The sequence below is a fragment of the Chitinivibrio alkaliphilus ACht1 genome (assembly GCF_000474745.1).
GTDB lineage: Bacteria > Fibrobacterota > Chitinivibrionia > Chitinivibrionales > Chitinivibrionaceae > Chitinivibrio > Chitinivibrio alkaliphilus.
Map to the genome: position 1 here is coordinate 29,471 of NZ_ASJR01000007.1, position 17,145 is coordinate 46,615.

Annotated in this window: 13 protein-coding genes; 11 read left to right on the top strand and 2 right to left on the bottom strand. The window is 44.5% G+C overall.

The annotated features are described in order from the left end of the window. The first annotated feature begins 4 nt into the window (after positions 1 to 4). The 5 genes from CALK_RS04535 to CALK_RS04550 all read left to right on the top strand — a co-directional run bounded on the left by CALK_RS04535 (position 5) and on the right by CALK_RS04550 (position 5,139). Positions 5 to 2,083: a glycosyl hydrolase family 8 gene (locus tag CALK_RS04535; RefSeq protein ID WP_022636478.1), complete on the top strand. Its 2,079-nt coding sequence runs from the start codon at positions 5 to 7 to the stop codon at positions 2,081 to 2,083. A 123-nt stretch (positions 2,084 to 2,206) separates the two neighbouring features. Further along, the gene (locus CALK_RS04540) at positions 2,207 to 2,974 is read left to right on the top strand and encodes an exodeoxyribonuclease III (RefSeq protein WP_022636479.1); all 768 of its coding nucleotides are present in this window, start codon (positions 2,207 to 2,209) and stop codon (positions 2,972 to 2,974) included. A gap of 305 nt (positions 2,975 to 3,279) precedes the next feature. Next, the gene (locus CALK_RS12795; RefSeq protein ID WP_155851783.1) at positions 3,280 to 3,435 is read left to right on the top strand and encodes a YHS domain-containing protein; all 156 of its coding nucleotides are present in this window, start codon (positions 3,280 to 3,282) and stop codon (positions 3,433 to 3,435) included. A gap of 145 nt (positions 3,436 to 3,580) precedes the next feature. Then, the gene (locus CALK_RS04545) at positions 3,581 to 4,690 is read left to right on the top strand and encodes a PfkB family carbohydrate kinase (RefSeq protein ID WP_022636480.1); all 1,110 of its coding nucleotides are present in this window, start codon (positions 3,581 to 3,583) and stop codon (positions 4,688 to 4,690) included. An 8-nt stretch (positions 4,691 to 4,698) separates the two neighbouring features. Beyond that, the gene (locus tag CALK_RS04550; protein WP_022636481.1) at positions 4,699 to 5,139 is read left to right on the top strand and encodes a GatB/YqeY domain-containing protein; all 441 of its coding nucleotides are present in this window, start codon (positions 4,699 to 4,701) and stop codon (positions 5,137 to 5,139) included. Between the two features lie 52 nt (positions 5,140 to 5,191). Here the strand turns inward: CALK_RS04550 and trxB are convergent, their stop codons facing one another. After that, positions 5,192 to 6,148, bottom strand: coding sequence for a thioredoxin-disulfide reductase (gene trxB / locus CALK_RS04555; RefSeq protein WP_022636482.1), 957 nt, complete (start codon positions 6,146 to 6,148; stop codon positions 5,192 to 5,194). A 21-nt stretch (positions 6,149 to 6,169) separates the two neighbouring features. Then, positions 6,170 to 6,991 carry an HDOD domain-containing protein gene (locus CALK_RS04560; RefSeq protein WP_022636483.1) on the bottom strand — a complete coding sequence of 274 codons (822 nt, stop codon included), beginning with the start codon at positions 6,989 to 6,991 and terminating at the stop codon, positions 6,170 to 6,172. 123 nt (positions 6,992 to 7,114) lie between these two features. Between CALK_RS04560 and CALK_RS04565 the strand changes: the two genes are divergently transcribed. From CALK_RS04565 to CALK_RS04590, 6 genes are all read left to right on the top strand, one after another. Continuing rightward, a complete protein-coding gene (locus CALK_RS04565; protein ID WP_022636484.1) occupies positions 7,115 to 7,606 on the top strand; it encodes a chemotaxis protein CheD in 492 nt (163 codons plus the stop codon). 59 nt (positions 7,607 to 7,665) lie between these two features. Further along, positions 7,666 to 9,816, top strand: a complete 2,151-nt coding sequence (locus CALK_RS12055; RefSeq protein WP_022636485.1) for a methyl-accepting chemotaxis protein — start codon at positions 7,666 to 7,668, stop codon at positions 9,814 to 9,816. Between the two features lie 203 nt (positions 9,817 to 10,019). Beyond that, positions 10,020 to 11,813: a S41 family peptidase gene (locus tag CALK_RS12060; RefSeq protein ID WP_022636486.1), complete on the top strand. Its 1,794-nt coding sequence runs from the start codon at positions 10,020 to 10,022 to the stop codon at positions 11,811 to 11,813. A 35-nt stretch (positions 11,814 to 11,848) separates the two neighbouring features. After that, a complete protein-coding gene (locus CALK_RS04580) occupies positions 11,849 to 13,666 on the top strand; it encodes a peptidylprolyl isomerase (RefSeq protein ID WP_022636487.1) in 1,818 nt (605 codons plus the stop codon). A 124-nt stretch (positions 13,667 to 13,790) separates the two neighbouring features. Beyond that, positions 13,791 to 15,251 (top strand): glutamate--tRNA ligase, encoded by a 1,461-nt coding sequence (gene gltX, locus CALK_RS04585; protein ID WP_022636488.1) that lies wholly within the window; start codon positions 13,791 to 13,793, stop codon positions 15,249 to 15,251. Further along, on the top strand, positions 15,248 to 16,948 hold the full coding sequence (locus tag CALK_RS04590) for a glutamine--tRNA ligase/YqeY domain fusion protein (RefSeq protein ID WP_022636489.1): 1,701 nt from the start codon (positions 15,248 to 15,250) through the stop codon (positions 16,946 to 16,948). The genes gltX and CALK_RS04590 overlap by 4 nt, the downstream gene beginning before the upstream one ends. The last annotated feature ends 197 nt before the right edge of the window (positions 16,949 to 17,145 follow it).

Consider the following 17,145-nt stretch of genomic DNA (forward strand, 5'->3'; position numbering starts at 1 on the left):
TTATATGACACATCAGATACGTACTTTATTGGGCTTTTTGGTACTCCTCATGACCAGCTTCGCCCTGAGTGCATCGCCACAAAGGCCATTTCCTCAAGGGATCGATTTTGAAGGAACTATTAAGCCGTCGCGAAGTCAGTCGCAGTTGAATCAGGATGTCATCAATATTTATGAAAATGAGTATCGCCAGCATTTGCGGGAATCGGAACGTACTCCTAACGGGTATTATATTCAAGCAGGAGGTTCTGGCACGGATGATAATGTGACAAATACTGTTTCTGAAGCACATGGTTACGGTATGCTTATTTTTGCACTTATGGCAGGACATGAGCCAAAGGCACAAGAATACTTTGATGGCATGTTTTATTTCTTTCAAGATCATCCAAGCAGGGTAAATCCTTATAATATGTCTTGGACAGTTGTAAATAATGAATCTGATTCAGCTTCTACGTCGGCAAGTGATGGAGATATGGATATTGCTTACGCCCTGATTCTTGCACATCATCAGTGGGGCTCAGATGGCGATGTTGACTACCTTCATGAAGCTCAAGAAATGATTGAGAAGGGTATTCGAGATGGAAATATGAGCCCTGAAACAATGCGTATTATGAAAGGTGATTTTCAGCTTGAATGGAATCCGAATCATTATGATTCTCGTCCTTCTGATTGGATGCCCGGACATTTACGGGCGTATCATGATGTAACGGGAGATGACTTCTGGCTGTCTGCTCTTGATACAGTGTATAGCTTAGTCGATTTTATGACACAAGAGTACGCTCCAAACACGGGGTTGATGCCGGATTTTATAACAGGGCAAACCCCTCGTCCTGATCCTGAAGGTTCAAGTAATACACCACACTCAGATGAGTATTATTATAATGCATGTCGCTACCCATGGCGTATTGCCACTGACTATATTCATAGCGGTTCTGAGGAATCGCGGCAAGCAGCCTATACTCTTATGAGCTGGCTTACTGAAAAAACAAATAATGATGCTTCAAATGTTGTGGCAGGGTATAGTCTCAGCGGGGATGAGCTTAATACGTGGTCAGATATTGTTTTTACTGCGCCCTTTGCTGTTTCTGCCATGGTTGATAGCGAGTTCCAAGGCTTTCTTGATAGTGCGTGGGATATAATGCGTACAAACTCTGGTTCCGGCGTATATGCAACGGCGGTAAATCTTCTTTCTATGATGATGGTCTCTGGTAATTGGTGGGTTCCCTATGATACAGATGATGATCATGGAGACGATGACGATCATGGAGACGATGATGATCATGGAGACGATGATGATGGAGATACAGAGTATGAAGTAGAAAATCTTTCAGGATATCTCGGCTGGTATATTTACCATGATAGCTATGGATCAGAAGCAGATACGTCTGGTGGACTTCTCTCAGAAGACAGCGTTGTTCATGTGTCTTTTTCCATGGCTGCAGAAGATGGTGACGAAGATATCTGGCCATATGGGGCGCTTGCAACCTCTCTTGCAACGCCGCTCACAACACCGGAGTTTATCCGCTTGGAATATCAGTCAACCAATGATTTCAATCTCGTGCTTCCCATGGAGTCTATTGATCAGGGGGGAGGAGATTATCGCACTGAAATTCCTGCAACAGGAGGAGAGTGGCGGACCATTGTATTATACTTAGATACTCCTACGTTTGCTCAACCGAGCTGGGCTGAGGAAGTACCCTTTGATAAGTCGGAGATCACCAGCCTCGAGTTTGGCCCTGCTTTTCGTGGAACTGAAGGAGAAATAACTATTCGTTCCCTTGGTATTGACGGTTTTACAGCAGGAAGCGTACCGCAAATCTCGACGGATAGGCTTGCCCCTCATGATCCAATTCGTGTATATGCTCTTTCACCAGAGGCTCTGACTGTATCGGTGCCATCTTCGGGGACCTACACTGTGCAGGCCTATACACTTCATGGGCGTCGTTTGAACACAACAACAGCGCAATTGCAGGTGGGTGAAAACAGGCTTTCCCTTGGAGACAACGGACAGTTTGCTGAAAATATTATGCTCCTTCGTATCTCAGGAGAAGGACGGTCTCAGGTGTTTCGAGTATCAGTTCAGTAACACGACTATTTTATGCACAGCGTGTAGAAGGGGAGGCTTAGGCCTCCCCTTTTTATTTATGGTAAAGGTGGATCTCTGGAGATACCCGTATGTATTTTTATCATAAATAAAAGGAGAGACACCATGGCACCGAAAAAATTACTTTCATGGAATGTAAATGGAATTCGCGCAGCAGAAAAAAAAGGCTTGATTCCCTATATTGAAGAGTCGGGTGCGGAGGTAATTGCCTTGCAGGAGACGAAGGCTCAGCCACACCAACTATCTCATGAGTTGCACCATATTGCGGGGTATGAGAGTTTCTTTTTCAGTGCTGAAAAAAAAGGATACTCCGGGGTCGCTCTGTACTGCAGAGTTTCCCCACGTTCAATTATTTCCGGGATGGGGGTTGACGCTTTTGATAGAGAAGGACGTGTAATTACGGCAGAGTATGATGATTACTACCTCATTAATGCGTACTATCCCAATGCGCAACATGGGTTGCTTCGTTTAAAATATAAGCAAGATTTTAATGCGTGCATCTCAGATTTTGCCCATGAGCTGTCACAAGACAAAACTGTTGTTCTTTGCGGTGATTTAAATGTTGCTCATAGGGAAATTGATCTCAAAAATCCTGATAAAAACATTAATAATCCTGGATTTAGTGCAGAAGAACGTCAAGATATGACTTCTTTTCTCAATGGTGGTTTTGTGGATACCTTTCGAGAGCTCTATCCAGATAAGGAGCAGTATACGTGGTGGAGTTATCGTTTCAATGCTCGGGTGAGGAATATTGGCTGGCGGATTGACTATTTCTGCATTGATGCACAGAGTAAAGATCGTTTAGTTGATGCACAAATTTATAGTTCTGTCATGGGGTCAGATCACTGTCCCATAGGCATGGATTTTATCTGAATTAATTCTTTGCTGATTTTTCCGTGTTTTTCACAGTTCTGTTATATATAAAATATATTGTATATATAGTGTTTTTTTGACGAGGAGTTGTATATGAAGTATGCTATATTTTTAGCCGTTGTTCTGGTTAGTTTTTTCTTTTTACTGGGGTCGGGGCTGATGACTCACAAGATAAAACAGCACCAAAACCAGAGGTTTCTTCAGAGGAGTTAGAGGGTGCAGATGTTCATCGTCCGTGCTGCCCCAAAGATGAAGAGGGCGAAAAGAAGTCGAAGGAAAAGACGCAGCAAACCACCTGTCCGGTTATGGAGGGACAACCTGTTGATCGCTCTATTTATGTCGATTACGAAGGGGTTCGCGTTTTCTTATGCTGTAACTCCTGCGTAACTGCTTTTGAAGATGACCCCGAGCGGTATCTTGAAAAAATGGAAGCAGAAGGGGTTGCACCTCTTTCTATCTAATGTGTTGACAAGGCGGCGGATCGTCCGCCTTGCTTTCCAAAATTTTCTAATAATTATGAATTTCTTCTTGCAATGGTCTCATAGATAGTATATTGTTGTATTATCTGTAGTTACTCTATTCAAAATTTATTAATTAGAGGTATGTATGAGTCAGGCAAATATTGTATCGTCGGCGGCAGAACGGTTGAAGACCTCCATCGCCCCGAAAAAGATTGTCGCCGGGTTTGATGGCTTTGTTGATGAAATAATTCATGTTGTGAAAGAGCGGATCGGTGATGATGACTACCTTCGGATGAAAACAATTACTGAATTTTCAGAACGTACCGCTGCGGCATCCGGTCTGAGTGCAAATATTGAGTTTGTTCCTCAACAAGTTAAGTTGGGAGGAAATGGTCCGATTCTTGCCAATGCACTTCTGCAACAGGGATACGATGTTTCCTATATTGGTGCCTTGGGAAAAGATGCGATTGACCCTGTCTACCGCGAGTTTGCCCAAGGATGCCGCGAGGTAATATCCCTCACCGACCCAGGACACACGGATGCTCTTGAGTTCAATGATGGTAAGCTTATGTTGGTAAAGCAGGATAATCTTAAAGAGGTGAACTGGGAGACCCTTCTTGCCCAAGCTGGGGAAGAAAAAATACGTGCATTGTGCGAAGAATCGGACTTCTTTGCCTTAACAAATTGGACCGAAATACCTCAAATGAATAGTCTTCTCGAAGGTTTTACCAATATCTTTAGTGCCATGGAAAAACGGCCGGGAGTATTCATTGATCTGTCTGATCCAGAAAAACGAACCGATGCTGATATTCGAGATGTCTTAGATATTTTTGTTAAATTGCAGGTGCATGCAGAAGTGATTCTTGGCCTGAATGAGAATGAGTCTGCCATCATTGCCCGTCTTTTGGATATTGATGAGGTAGACCTTGAGAAGCGTGGTGTTGCGATTCGTGAACGTCTCGGTTTACATCTTATTGTTATTCACCCCATTGCCGGAGCTGCCTTTGCTTCAGAACAGGGGTCTGCGTGGATTGACGGTCCGTATACGGCAAGCCCTAAACTTACTACCGGGGCGGGTGATAACTTTAATTCTGGTTTTTGCAATGCGTGGATGGCAGGCTTGCCGCATGAGGAATGCCTCGCTGTTGGTGTGTGTACTTCGGGGTATTATGTGCGCGCTTGTGATTCTCCTAATACGGAACAACTCTTGGATTTTATGAACCGGTGGGCTGCTGTCGATTGTCAGGAAATTTAGGAGGAGTAATGATTGATTTATTACAAAATGAGATACGCGCGGCCATGCGTGCTAAAGACAAGAGGCGTTTGACCGTTTTGCGTTCCCTTATGTCATCCGTAAAAAATAATGCCATTGATGCGGGTGTTTCTGATCCAACTGATGCAGATCTTCTTGAGTGCGTGACCAAGGGAATAAAACAACGAAAAGAGAGTGCAGCAGAGTACCGGAGTGCAGGAAGAGATGATCTTGCTGACAAGGAAGAGTATGAAATTTCCATACTCGAAGAGTTTCAGCCACAGCAACTCAGTAGCCATGAGTTACAAGAGCTTATCGATGCAGCTGTATCACAAACAGGCGCTACTGAAATGTCGGACATGGGAAAAGTGCTGGGAGTTCTTATGCCGCAAGTGAAAGGAAAGGCGGATGGCGCAGAGGTTTCTCAGATGGTTCGCCAACGCCTTTCGTAAAAAAATTGTATCTATTCTCGTGTAAGGAGGTCCTGAAATGGACCTCCTTTTCTCATCTTCCAAAGGTTTCTGTAATATATTTCTCAGCATCAAGGGCTGCCATACATCCGCTTCCGGCAGAGGTAATAGCTTGCTTGTACTTTTTATCTTGCACATCACCAGCTGCAAATAGTCCGGAAACCTCTGTTTTTGTGGAATCGGGGTATGTTTGTATATATCCTTGGTCATCCGTTGCAAGCAGATCTTCAACAAGTTTTGTATTTGGAATGTGCCCGATTGCTTCAAAACAGCCTTTTACATGTAAGGTTGAACGCTCGCCATTTTGCGTGTTTTTTAAAACGATTTTCTCAAGGGTATCTCCTCCAAGAAACTCATCTACAACAGAGTTCCAAAGCACCTCGATTTTTTCGTTTGAAAGGGCTCTTTCTGTCATAACCGCTGTTGCTCGAAAGGCATCCCGTCGGTGGATGATATATACTTTTTGAGCAAATTGTGTTAAATACGTGGCTTCTTCTATGGCCGCTTCCCCTCCGCCCACAACAGCAATGGGCTGATCTCTAAACATGGGAAGGGCACCGTCGCAGATTGCACAGGCAGATATGCCCTTTCCCCAAAATGTTTTTTCTGATGCAAGGGGAAGGCGTCGAGCTTTTGCTCCCGTTGCAATGATAACAGCTTTGGCACGGTATACATCTTCATTCATTGAGGTTAGAATAAAATGATCATTCTCTTTTTCAATTTTTTCAATGTCTTCCATGATAAAGCGTGTACCGGCCCGTTCAGCCTGTTTTTTAAGGTCTCCCATGAGAGCTGGACCTTGTACTGGTTCAGGATATCCGGGGAAATTTTCCACATCATTTGTTTCCATCAGTTGACCTCCCGGCATGCCGCCTGACATAAATCCTTCAAAAAGAAGGGGAGAGAGGTTTGCCCGGGCTGCATAAATTGCAGCGGTAAGACCTGCTGGGCCGGAACCAATAATAATAAGCTCTTCTTCTTTAGTAGTCATACATCCTCACTTGTCATTGTATTACCTTTGTAACTCTGTTCGTGTCTTTTCAATACACTCTTCCGTAAAATGCATTTTTTCAAGCACTTCATGGGGAAATATCTGTATTAATTTTTGCGTCGTAAACTCTTTCATAAGCAAGAAGTGTGCCATAAAAACATAGGACGAGTCATAGTCGATGCCGTTTTGTAATGGTGTATGATGATTCAGAATAATATGCTGGGTATCCTCTGAGAAGTGCCACTTTTCTGCTATGTGCTGTCCCGCGATGCAATGGTTTATTCCAAGTATCTCCTTTTCTTCAATGGCGGCTGTGTGGTCAATGTTGTACCAGTCGTTAAGAGAGAGGTCCTGGATGATCTGTGGTTCTACCGCCATAATTAAGACTAATCTTCCAATGTCGTGTAAAAGCCCTGCCGTATAGAGTTTTTCCTGTTCAACCCGTGATTTACCCGTGTTTTGTGCAAGAAGTTGTGTTGTTTCTGCAACATCTGTTGCATGTTGAAAGTATTCTTGCAATCCCTCAATTGAAGAAAAACGTTCCTTAAGTACCCGTGTGGAAAATTGCAGTGTGACAAAATTGGTGATTGTTGAGAGGCCGATATTGCGTATGGCTGTCTTCGGACTTTCTACGGGGGTTCCCCTTGCAAAAAGTGCAGAGTTTGCGATGTTTAGTATGTCTGCTGTGAGGGCAGAGTCTTTTTTGATAATCTCAGTAATGCGTGCAAAGTTTATATCTTTCTCTTGTACCGCCATTTGTAAAGAGAGAATGCTATCAGGAAGGGGCGGAAGCATTTCTATTACGTTAATAACCTGATCAATATATTGTTCTTTTTGTGGCATCGGTTTCTCCTTGTAGAATCTATAAGGAAGTATACCATAGGGATAGATCCTGGCAAGATCTTATAAAAATATCTTGCACTTCCTTCCGGAAGAGGGTACAATAGAACGGAGAAAGGATGAGTCATGAACACTGAAATAGTACCATATACTCTATTACCTGGGCATATGATCTCGAAACATGGAGAAGGGGTCATTCGGTGTGTTTTAGGAAGTAGTGTTGCGGTGTGCATTACGGCCCGCCTTGGCAATTTTGCCTGCATGAACCATTTTGTTTCTCCTGCTACAAAAAATAAAAAAGAGGCAACGGCTATGTTTGGAAATGTTGCAACTCTCTGGCTTATCAAAATGGCTATGGAAGAGGGGTTTACTCCTTCAGAATTGCAGGCGCAAATATTTGGAGGGGCCTATCCTGAAACGGGTACTGGTAGTGATATCGGAAGGGAAAATTGTGCGGTAGCAGAGGACGTACTCCGAAAGAAAAAAATACCCCTTGTCTCTTCCGATGTGGCGGGGCACTTGGGACGTAAGATTGTTCTTGATGTTGGCACAGGCCATGCTGTGGTTATGAAAGTAAAAAATATTCGTCATTCTGACTGGCATGGTGCGGTGTGGTAGTGTTTCAGTGAAAAAGTGTACGCAGTAACGGTGGCATAACTATTTACAAAGGATATGTGATGAAACAAAAGTTGATTCTTCAGGTTATTTCAGGGATTACCCTCATTATTGTATGTTTATCCCTTCTCAGCGGTATCTCCTTAAGTCTGTTTATTTCTCGCAATTCTCAAGACCGTGTTTCGGCAATGGCGGAAAAGGAAATGTCCCTTGTTCAGGATAATATCGCTACGTTTATGGCCTTAGTAGAACAGAGTGTTGAGACCCTTGCACGGAATGATCTCTTCCTTACTCTTTCTCCAGAACTTAAATCCTACATTGATAGTACGGATGATCTTGTTACCTATCACCATACTCTTGACAGCATAGATTATCCCTATATGCGTCTTTTGGCAGATTTTGAAGAAGGTTTTGCCAGTTATGTTGATGTGTTTATGGGAACTGAATATGGTGGGTTTATTATCGGAGATGAAATTCCCCTGCCAGCAGGTTTTGACCCGAGGAGTAGGCCATGGTACACCATGGCCATGGAATCTCCGGGCGCAGTGGCACTCTCAGATGTGTATGAGTCGGCCACGGGTGAGCCTGTTGTATCACTTTGTCGAACTATCCCCGTGGGAGCTTCCTCACCGAAGGGGGTTGTTGGTGTTGATGTAACCCTCAATGAGATCTCCCAGATTATCGGAGATTTACGTATTGGTGAACATGGGTATGCTGCCCTTATTCAAGGAGATGGTACGATTATCGCAAACCCCTTGGATGATTCTCAGAATTTCACCAGTGTTTCCCAAGGCTATGAAGCAGTGTTTGGGCAATCGCCGGGAGAGTATACCACGGTAACTCTTGCAGGTGAAGAGTATTTAGGGTATCTCTCTAAGGAGACGATACCCGGTACTGATTGGCATTTGGTTGGGTTTATTCTTCGGGATGAAATTATGGCGCCTGTCTACGCGTCAATGCGTATTCTTATTGTTGCCCTGCTTTTTGCTTCTGTCGTTATCATTTCTTTGGTGGTCTTGTTTACGCAGAAAAAGGTAATTGCTCCTTTGCAAACTGTTGTCGCAATTATTCAAGATGTTTCTCAGGGAGATTTTACTACGGAGGTTCGAAAAAATCGGGATGATGAAATCGGGCTTATTCAAGGTGCGTTGCAATCCATGATGGAGAGTTTGCGAAAAAAAGCAGCAATTGCTGAGAAAATTGCTCAGGGAGATCTGCGTGATGGGTCTGTCATGGAGTCAGATCGTGATGAACTTGGTTTGGCTTTGTCAAATATGGTGGAAAATTTGAGTCGCTTTGTGGGGAGCGTACAGGATTCTTCTGAGCAGGTTAGTGAAGGATCTCTTCAGTTGGCTGAAGCCAGTGATAATCTCTCAGATGGTGCTTCTAATCAGGCATCGTCAATTGAAGAAATCAGTAGTTCCCTGGAGGAGGTGAAATCGCGGGTTGATGCTAGTGCAAAAATGGCTGGAGAGGCAAATACTCTTTCGCGTAGCACGGGAGAGCAAGCCCGTAAGGGTGTTGAACAGATGGGCTCTATGGTTGACGCCATGGATGAGATTACACATGCGAGTACAGAAATTTCAAAAATTATGAAAGTTATTGATGATATAGCTTTTCAGACAAACCTTCTTGCACTAAATGCTGCGGTTGAGGCTGCTCGTGCGGGTAAATATGGTAAGGGGTTTGCTGTTGTGGCAGAGGAAGTTCGTCGCCTTGCACAAAACAGTGCGGAGGCGTCTACGGAGACAACGGAGTTAATTGAAAAGACAATAGAAAAGATACAGTTTGGTAACAGTGTTGTGGGTGATACTTCAGAGTCCTTTAATCAGATATCGAAAGATATTGAGAATTCTGTGGGATTGGTTCAAGAGATAGCAAGCTCTTCCAAGGAAGAAGCCCATGCTATTTCTGAAATAAGTACTGCTGTGGCTCAAATATCTGATATTACTCAGAATAATGCTGCGGGAGCAGAGGAGACCGCGGCAACATCACGTGAACTATCTCAGCAGGCTGAAGAGTTGAAAAAGGTCTTGTCCCGTTTTACCGTAAGAAGAACCATTTCTCTTCCAGAAAGAGAGCTTCAAGCAGACGCTGAAACAGAGAGAAGCAGTAAAACAGATCGGGAGAGTAGTCCCTCTACCGCAACCGCACACGAGCATTCTTCTGCCAAAAAGGAGGATGCTTCTTTGCGGGAGTATGGAAAATACTAATAGGATGTACGTGTTTTGCCTATGGATACCGGGAAGGACCTTGTTTCCTTCCCGTTTTTTATGCGGTCGTTGCACGTTTTTGCACGGGTGGGAAATTAAAGAAAACTGTAATACTGGCATGTCTACTATGTATATTATAGAAAAATAAGGCAGAAGAGAGCGCGCTCTTCTGTTTTTTGGGTAGAGAGTATCGAGGAGTATCTATGAAAATAAAACAAGGTTCAATATCTTTATTTTGTACAGCCTGCATTGCTGTTACTGTCTTTTTGGGAGTGTTTTTGGATACGACCGTGGCGGGGGAATCACGGCGTGGCCGAGAAGATACCCTGCAATCCAATGACCGATTTTACTACGGGCTCCATCTGCTTGAGCGAACCTTACAGCGTGTGTATACGGGGTATGTGGAAGATATTGACGAAGATAGTTTAATACGTGGAGCCATTGACGGGGCTTTAGATATACTCGATCCTTATACAACTTTTTATGAACCGAAAGAGTATGAAGAGCTTCGTGTGCGTACCGAAGGAGAGTTTGGTGGACTTGGTATTCAAATATCAATTCGTGATGATGTCCTTACAGTAATGACTCCCATCGCGGGTACTCCTGCCGAACGGGCGGGGATACGATCGGGAGATCAAATTGTAAAAATTGATGGCGAATCCACAGAGGGGATCAGCCTTGAAAATGCCGTGGATAAAATGCGTGGCGAACCGGGCACCGATGTAACCATAACCATTTCTCGAAGTGGTGAGACAGAGCCGGTTGACTATACGATAACGCGAGATATTATCGAAATTCGGGCCATTCCTTATGCTGGTATATTAAAAGATGCTGTGGGATATGTCCGGCTTAGTACCTTTTCCTCTGTCTCTGCGGATTCTGTGCGAAATCGCGTAGACCAGTTAGTAGAAGAAGGTGCACAGGGCTTAATTGTTGATCTTCGTTCAAACCCTGGTGGGTTATTGGAGCAGGCTGTCAGTGTGGCAGATGTCTTTCTTCCGGCAAATAAAAAAGTAGTATATACACAGGGGCGCATTCGTGAAGGAAATCGAGAATTCTTCACACAGCTTCCTGCCTCCATACCCGATGATATGCCCTTGGTTGTTCTTGTGAATCGGGCTTCAGCCTCAGCTTCGGAGATTGTTGCCGGAGCTATTCAGGATTGGGATCGGGGGATTGTTTTGGGAGAGACCACCTTTGGGAAAGGGTCCGTGCAGACGGTCTTGCCCATTGACAGAACAGAAAACAGGTTTTTGAAATTGACCACATCCTACTATCATACGCCCAGTGGAAGGAGTATCAACCGTCCTCATGATATGGATGTATCAGAGCTTCACCCCGATTCCCTTGAAATAGAGATTGACTCCTCGAAGGTGTATCGCACAAAACGTCTTGAGCGGAAAGTATTTGGCGGTGGTGGTATTGTACCTGATACAATTGTTGAAACCCGTGAGTTTGACGCCATAATTCGTTCCCTTTTAGTAAAGGATCTCTTTTTTAAATTTGCGAATTACCATCATCCTCTTTTGGAAGAACAGGGGGTTGATATTGGAGAGACGTTTACCGTGAGCGATGAACTTTTTCAGGAATTCCTCGCTTATGCAGACTCTGTAGGTGTGGTATATGAATCCTCAGCGGGACGTACCTTGGATAGCCTGAAGGCGCATACGGGGCTTGACCATGGTGATACCTCAAAGGTAGATGAGGAGTCCCGGGAGGCCTTTCTTCGTAAGAATATTTCCGAAGAGGATGCTGAGGAAATTCGTGCCGCCATAGATATGCTGGAATCAGTATTTCAGCGATCTCACAGGGAAGCTATTCGGGCCAGTGAAGAGGAAATTCGCGAGAAAATTAGAATGGCCCTTTTGGTACGGGAAAAAGGACAGGATAATCCCTTGATACATGAATTGAATATTGCTGATGATCAGCAGGTAAATGCAGCCCTTGATATACTTCGTATTACCGAAACGTATCGGGCGATACTAGAGCAAAATTAACATAACAGCGTACGTAATGGACAGGAGTGTATTCTATGCTTATTAACTGGATGCGTGAGAAGGCCCCGCTTATCATGGGTTTCGTTCTTGTGGCTTTTATTCTAACCATATTTGTTTCCTGGGGTGCCGGTGGAATGGATGTTTTCGGTGGTCAGAATGTGGGCAGAATTGATGGTGAAGCAGTTTCTGTACAGGAGTTTTCGCGACTCCATGATCGCCAACGACAGTATGCGCAAGATCTTACGCCTGAAGAGCGGCGTCGTTTCCCGGAACAGGTATGGAAGAGTCTTATTGCTGAACGTATTCGGGAAGAACTTGTCGATGATCTTGGTCTTGAAGCAAGTGATAGCGATGCAAAAACGCTGCTTTTAGAAGATCCAGATCCGCGAATGCTGGGGGTTGATCCACAGCGCTTCTTTGAGCTTTTTGGAGATCCCAACACGGGAGAACTGAATTTGCAGGAATACCATGCGTATGTGCAGCAAAACAAACCGTTTTTTGAATCTCTGGCACAGGACTTAAAGTATCGGCAAATTCCACTTCAACGTCTCACGGCATTCTTTAAAACCCTTTCTCCCTCTCCAGCAGAACAGGAGTTTGAATATCGCCGTAGAACAGATCAGGTTCTTTTTGAATATCTTCGTGCTGATCTTGCTGATTTTAGTGTAACTCCACAGGATCTCTCTTCGAAACAGATTCGTGCTGACTACGAGCGATTTCAAGAGCAATATGCGGGAACGCAAATGGCATCCTTGGCGGTATTGCGTTTTGACAAGGAGGCGGATGAATATGATCGGCGATATGTGCGTGAAGATTTAGCAGATATTGCGGAGCGCGTACGTCGTGAGGATGTTGATTTTGCTGAAGAAGCTCGTTTTGAATCTGATAATCGTGAAAGTGCTGAAAACGGTGGATATCTCGGGGCACTCGATCTCGAAGATCATTTTCTTCCCGAGGACGTTGCTACTGTAATTGCAGATCTTTCTGTGAATGAAGTGAGTGATCCCATGTATGTAGAAGGGTCACCGGTCCTTGATGAGGGATACCATATTTTTACGGTGCTTCAAAAACATGAAAACATGGTGCAACTGGGACATATCTACAAGCAAATACAAATTTCTCCCGATCGAGAAATGGATATCGATGATACTACGGCAGAGGTGTTTGAGTTTGCCCGGCGCCACGGCTTTGATAGTGCCGCAGTAGAATATTCTATTACCCCTGATACAACAGGGTATTTTGGGCGGGGACATGCGGTTCCTATAATTGACTATATCCCTGAGCTTGGGCGGTTTTCCTTTGATGAAGATATCAATGCGGTGGGTGATTTTTATGACCCCGGTGTAGCCAATTATGTTGTTGTTCTTCTTGATAGAAAAGAGGCACAGCGAATTTCCGTAGATGAATATTTACAAACTGCTTTTTACCGTATGGAAGACAGCCTTCGGTATACCGCTGCTCGTACGTTTGTGGAAGAGGCGGTGGCAGAAACAGCAACAGGTGAATCCTTCCTCAGCCAGGAAGATTTTTCAGATGAACGTCTCACCACTGGGATAAGTGATACCACTACTATAGCCGATTATTTCGGTCGCTTTGGTGATGCTCGCCCTGCTTTTGCAGCTATGGGAGCACCCACGGGTGATGGCATTGCCATTACGCAGGGGGCTGAAGGAAGTGTGTATGCCGTACTTCCCCTGTGGAAATCGCAAGTTGAAGAGATTGACGATGCAGACGTCGCAGAAATTCGTACGGAATTGCAAGAAAGAACTGCACAGCAGTTGCATGGTCAATGGGGTACCCAGCGGAAAAAGACCATGTCCGTTGAAGATAATCTTCGACGATATTTCTATTAAACAAGAACTTGTGTACTCGTTAAAAAAAGAGGAGATATCCTCTTTTTTTATATATGCAGTACATACGGGAGATTGTTCCATAAACTATTTTTACAGCCGTTCAATTACTTAAAAGGATGGGTTTATGACGGTACGTGTTCGCTTTGCTCCTTCCCCGACAGGATATCTGCACGTTGGCGGTGCACGGACGGCTCTTTTTAATTATCTCTTTGCAAAAAAGATGCAGGGCTCCTTTATTGTTCGTATTGAAGATACGGATCAGTCGCGCTACCAGGAAGATGCTCTTACAGAGATTTTTACTTCTCTGACCTGGCTTGGGTTAGAGTGGGATGAAGGACCTGAAAAAGGGGGATCGTATGGTCCATATTATCAGTCGCAACGTCTTGAGCTCTATGAAACCTATACCCAAGAGCTCCTTGAATCTGGAGTTGCCTATCACTGTTTTTGCTCTGCAGAGCGACTTGCCTCTCTGAGGGCTAAGCAGGAAGCAGATCATCGTCCCTCTGGCTATGATCGTCACTGCCGACATATCTCTCTTGAAGAGGCAAACAAACGCCGTGCTGCCGGTGAAACTTCCGTGGTACGGTTACGTATCCCCGATGATGAAACGATTCATTTTGTTGATGAGATCCGAGGGGAGATTTCTTTTACAACCAATGAACTTGATGACTTTGTTCTCATGAAAACAGACGGATATCCTACATATCATTTGGCAAATGTCGTTGATGATCACGCCATGGAGATTAGTCATGTTCTGCGTGGTGACGAGTGGATTAACTCAACGCCCAAACATGAGCTTCTGTACCGATCTTTTGGCTGGGCTCCTCCCAAATGGGTTCATCTGCCGATCATTCTTGCTGAGTCAGGGGGCAAATTATCAAAGCGCAAAGGGGCAGCCTCTGTTATGGATTACTGCCGTCGGGGTATTCTTCCTGAGGCCTTATTTAATTTTCTTGCGCTGCTTGGTTGGTCTCCCGGAGATGATCGTGAGCTCTTGGATACGGCGGAAATGGCATCTCTCTTTTCATTTTCAGGTATCTCTCCGAAGGGATCTGTTTTTGATACAACCAAATTGGAGTGGATGAACGGGCAGTATCTTGCCCATGCCAGTGCTGAACGTCTTGTTGAGGAGGTAACTCCCTTCATTGATGAAACAGTTGCGCAATTTCCTCCTCTTATGGAGGCTGTTGGTTTGTTGAAGAGCCGTTGTAAGACCCTTCAGGAACTCGGTGAGGCCTTGCAACTTTTATGCCACGATCCACAGGAGTACCCCGATACTAAAAAAGTAGTAAAAGCACTGAAAAAAAATGGGGTTGAAGCCTTATTTTCTGATATGATTGATCTCGTATCGGAGTGTCGCGAATTTGCTGCTCCTGTTTTGGAGGAGGCTTTCTCTCGCTATCTGTCAGAAAAAGAACTTGGCTTTGGTCGGGTGGGGCTTCCTGTGCGGATTGCTCTTACAGGACAGGCAGGGGGGCCTTCTTTGTTTGAACTTATGGAAATTCTCGGAAAAGAGACAGTGATTCGCCGACTTACCAGATGTAGAAAGTATGTTTTACAGAATTATTCAGAGGCGGAAAAATGAGTGAAGCGCAACCAATACTAAAAAATTTCATTCGTGATATAGTTGCAGAGGATCTTGCAACGGGAAAACACTCAAAGATTATTACCCGTTTTCCCCCCGAACCAAATGGGTACCTTCATATTGGTCATGCAAAATCAATTGTTCTTAATTTTACCATTGCTCGCGATTATAACGGGCAGTGTAACCTTCGTTTTGACGATACCAATCCTGAAAAGGAGAGCCTTGAATATATAGAATCTATTCAGCGTGATGTACAGTGGCTCGGCTTTGATTGGGGAGATAATCTCTATTATGCCTCAGATTATTTTGATGTGCTGCATGATTATGCTGTGGAGCTTATTATGGCGGGTAAGGCCTATGTGTGTGATCTTTCTCCTGAGGAGATACGATCCTACCGTGGTACCCTTACAGAAGCGGGTAAGAATAGCCCATGGCGTGAAAGAAGTGTTGAAGAAAATCGTGCGCTTTTTGCACGTATGGTTGCTGGCGAATTTTCTCCGGGAGAAAAGGTGTTACGTGCCAAAATTGATATGGCTTCTCCCAATATAACCATGCGTGATCCTGTGATCTACCGTATTGCTGCAGTGCCTCATCATCGGGCGGGAGATACATGGAAAGTATACCCCATGTATGACTTTACCCACCCCCTTTCCGATGCACAGGAGGGAGTGACCCACTCCTTGTGTACCCTTGAGTTTGAGGATCACCGTCCACTCTATAATTGGTTAATCGAAAATCTCAATACGCCCGCTACACCGCGGCAGATTGAGTTTGCTCGGCTTAATTTAACATATACTGTCATGAGCAAGCGGAAGCTGTTACGCTTAGTTACGGAGGGCCATGTCGATTCGTGGGATGATCCGCGTATGATCACGATCTCCGGTATGCGTCGTCGTGGCTATCCTGCTGAAGCAATCATTGACTTTTGTCAGCGGATTGGCGTGGCAAAGCGCGATTCAATGGTTGATTTTGCACTGTTAGAGCATTGTGTTCGTACAGCCCTAAACAAAACTGCTCTGCGGTTTATGGGGGTGCTTGATCCGATAAAAGTAGTGATTGAAAATTATGATTCCTCTTCGGAAGAGTATCTATGCGGGGTGAATAATCCTGAGAATGAAGCTGATGGAACGCGGGACATACCCTTTTGCCGCGAATTGTACATTGAGCGGTCAGACTTCATGGAAGATCCTCCAAAAAAGTTTTTCCGCCTTGCTCCGGGACGTGAAGTTCGACTTCGCTACGCGTATTTTATCACTTGTACTGATGTGCGAAAAGATGAATCAGGAAAGGTTGTGGAGATTCGTGCCACCTATGACCCTGCAACAAAGGGAGGCAATGCCCCTGATGGACGCAAGGTGAAGGGAACGATTCATTGGGTAAGTGCTCGTCATAGTGTGGACGCAACAGTACGACTCTATGAAACGCTTTTTTCCGCTGAAAATCCTGATAAGGCGGCTGAGGATGGGAAAGATTTTACTGCCCATATTAACCCCAATTCGCGTACCACCGTTTCTGCAAAGGTAGAGCCGGCTCTTCTCAAGTTGGGGGGGGGGAAGACGTTTCAGTTTGAACGATTGGGGTATTTTATTGCTGATGAGCATGATTCATCACCGGAAAATCTTGTTCTAAACAGAACCGCAACACTACGAGACACTTGGGCCAAAATTCAGAAACAGCGTGGTCAAAAGAAAAAGTAGCGCTTCAACCTACGGATTGTCTATGACGGGAGGGCCCTTGGCCTTCCCGGTTTTTTTAAAAAAATCTCCTTTGTTGTGCTGCCATGAGTGTATATTATTTGTGGGTATAACAAGGGTTTTCGTTACAGCGATATCCCTGAAGAAAATTGATATAACCGCATTTGTGGTTGTATATATGTGTTATGTTTTGTTCATAA

Coding starts and splice junctions, on each gene's coding strand:
- CALK_RS04535 (WP_022636478.1), top strand. CDS start 5: ATGACACATCAGATACGTACTTTATTGGGCTTTTTGGTACTCCTCATG.
- CALK_RS04540 (WP_022636479.1), top strand. CDS start 2,207: ATGGCACCGAAAAAATTACTTTCATGGAATGTAAATGGAATTCGCGCA.
- CALK_RS12795 (WP_155851783.1), top strand. CDS start 3,280: ATGGAGGGACAACCTGTTGATCGCTCTATTTATGTCGATTACGAAGGG.
- CALK_RS04545 (WP_022636480.1), top strand. CDS start 3,581: ATGAGTCAGGCAAATATTGTATCGTCGGCGGCAGAACGGTTGAAGACC.
- CALK_RS04550 (WP_022636481.1), top strand. CDS start 4,699: ATGATTGATTTATTACAAAATGAGATACGCGCGGCCATGCGTGCTAAA.
- trxB (WP_022636482.1), bottom strand. CDS start 6,148: ATGACTACTAAAGAAGAAGAGCTTATTATTATTGGTTCCGGCCCAGCA.
- CALK_RS04560 (WP_022636483.1), bottom strand. CDS start 6,991: ATGCCACAAAAAGAACAATATATTGATCAGGTTATTAACGTAATAGAA.
- CALK_RS04565 (WP_022636484.1), top strand. CDS start 7,115: ATGAACACTGAAATAGTACCATATACTCTATTACCTGGGCATATGATC.
- CALK_RS12055 (WP_022636485.1), top strand. CDS start 7,666: ATGAAACAAAAGTTGATTCTTCAGGTTATTTCAGGGATTACCCTCATT.
- CALK_RS12060 (WP_022636486.1), top strand. CDS start 10,020: ATGAAAATAAAACAAGGTTCAATATCTTTATTTTGTACAGCCTGCATT.
- CALK_RS04580 (WP_022636487.1), top strand. CDS start 11,849: ATGCTTATTAACTGGATGCGTGAGAAGGCCCCGCTTATCATGGGTTTC.
- gltX (WP_022636488.1), top strand. CDS start 13,791: ATGACGGTACGTGTTCGCTTTGCTCCTTCCCCGACAGGATATCTGCAC.
- CALK_RS04590 (WP_022636489.1), top strand. CDS start 15,248: ATGAGTGAAGCGCAACCAATACTAAAAAATTTCATTCGTGATATAGTT.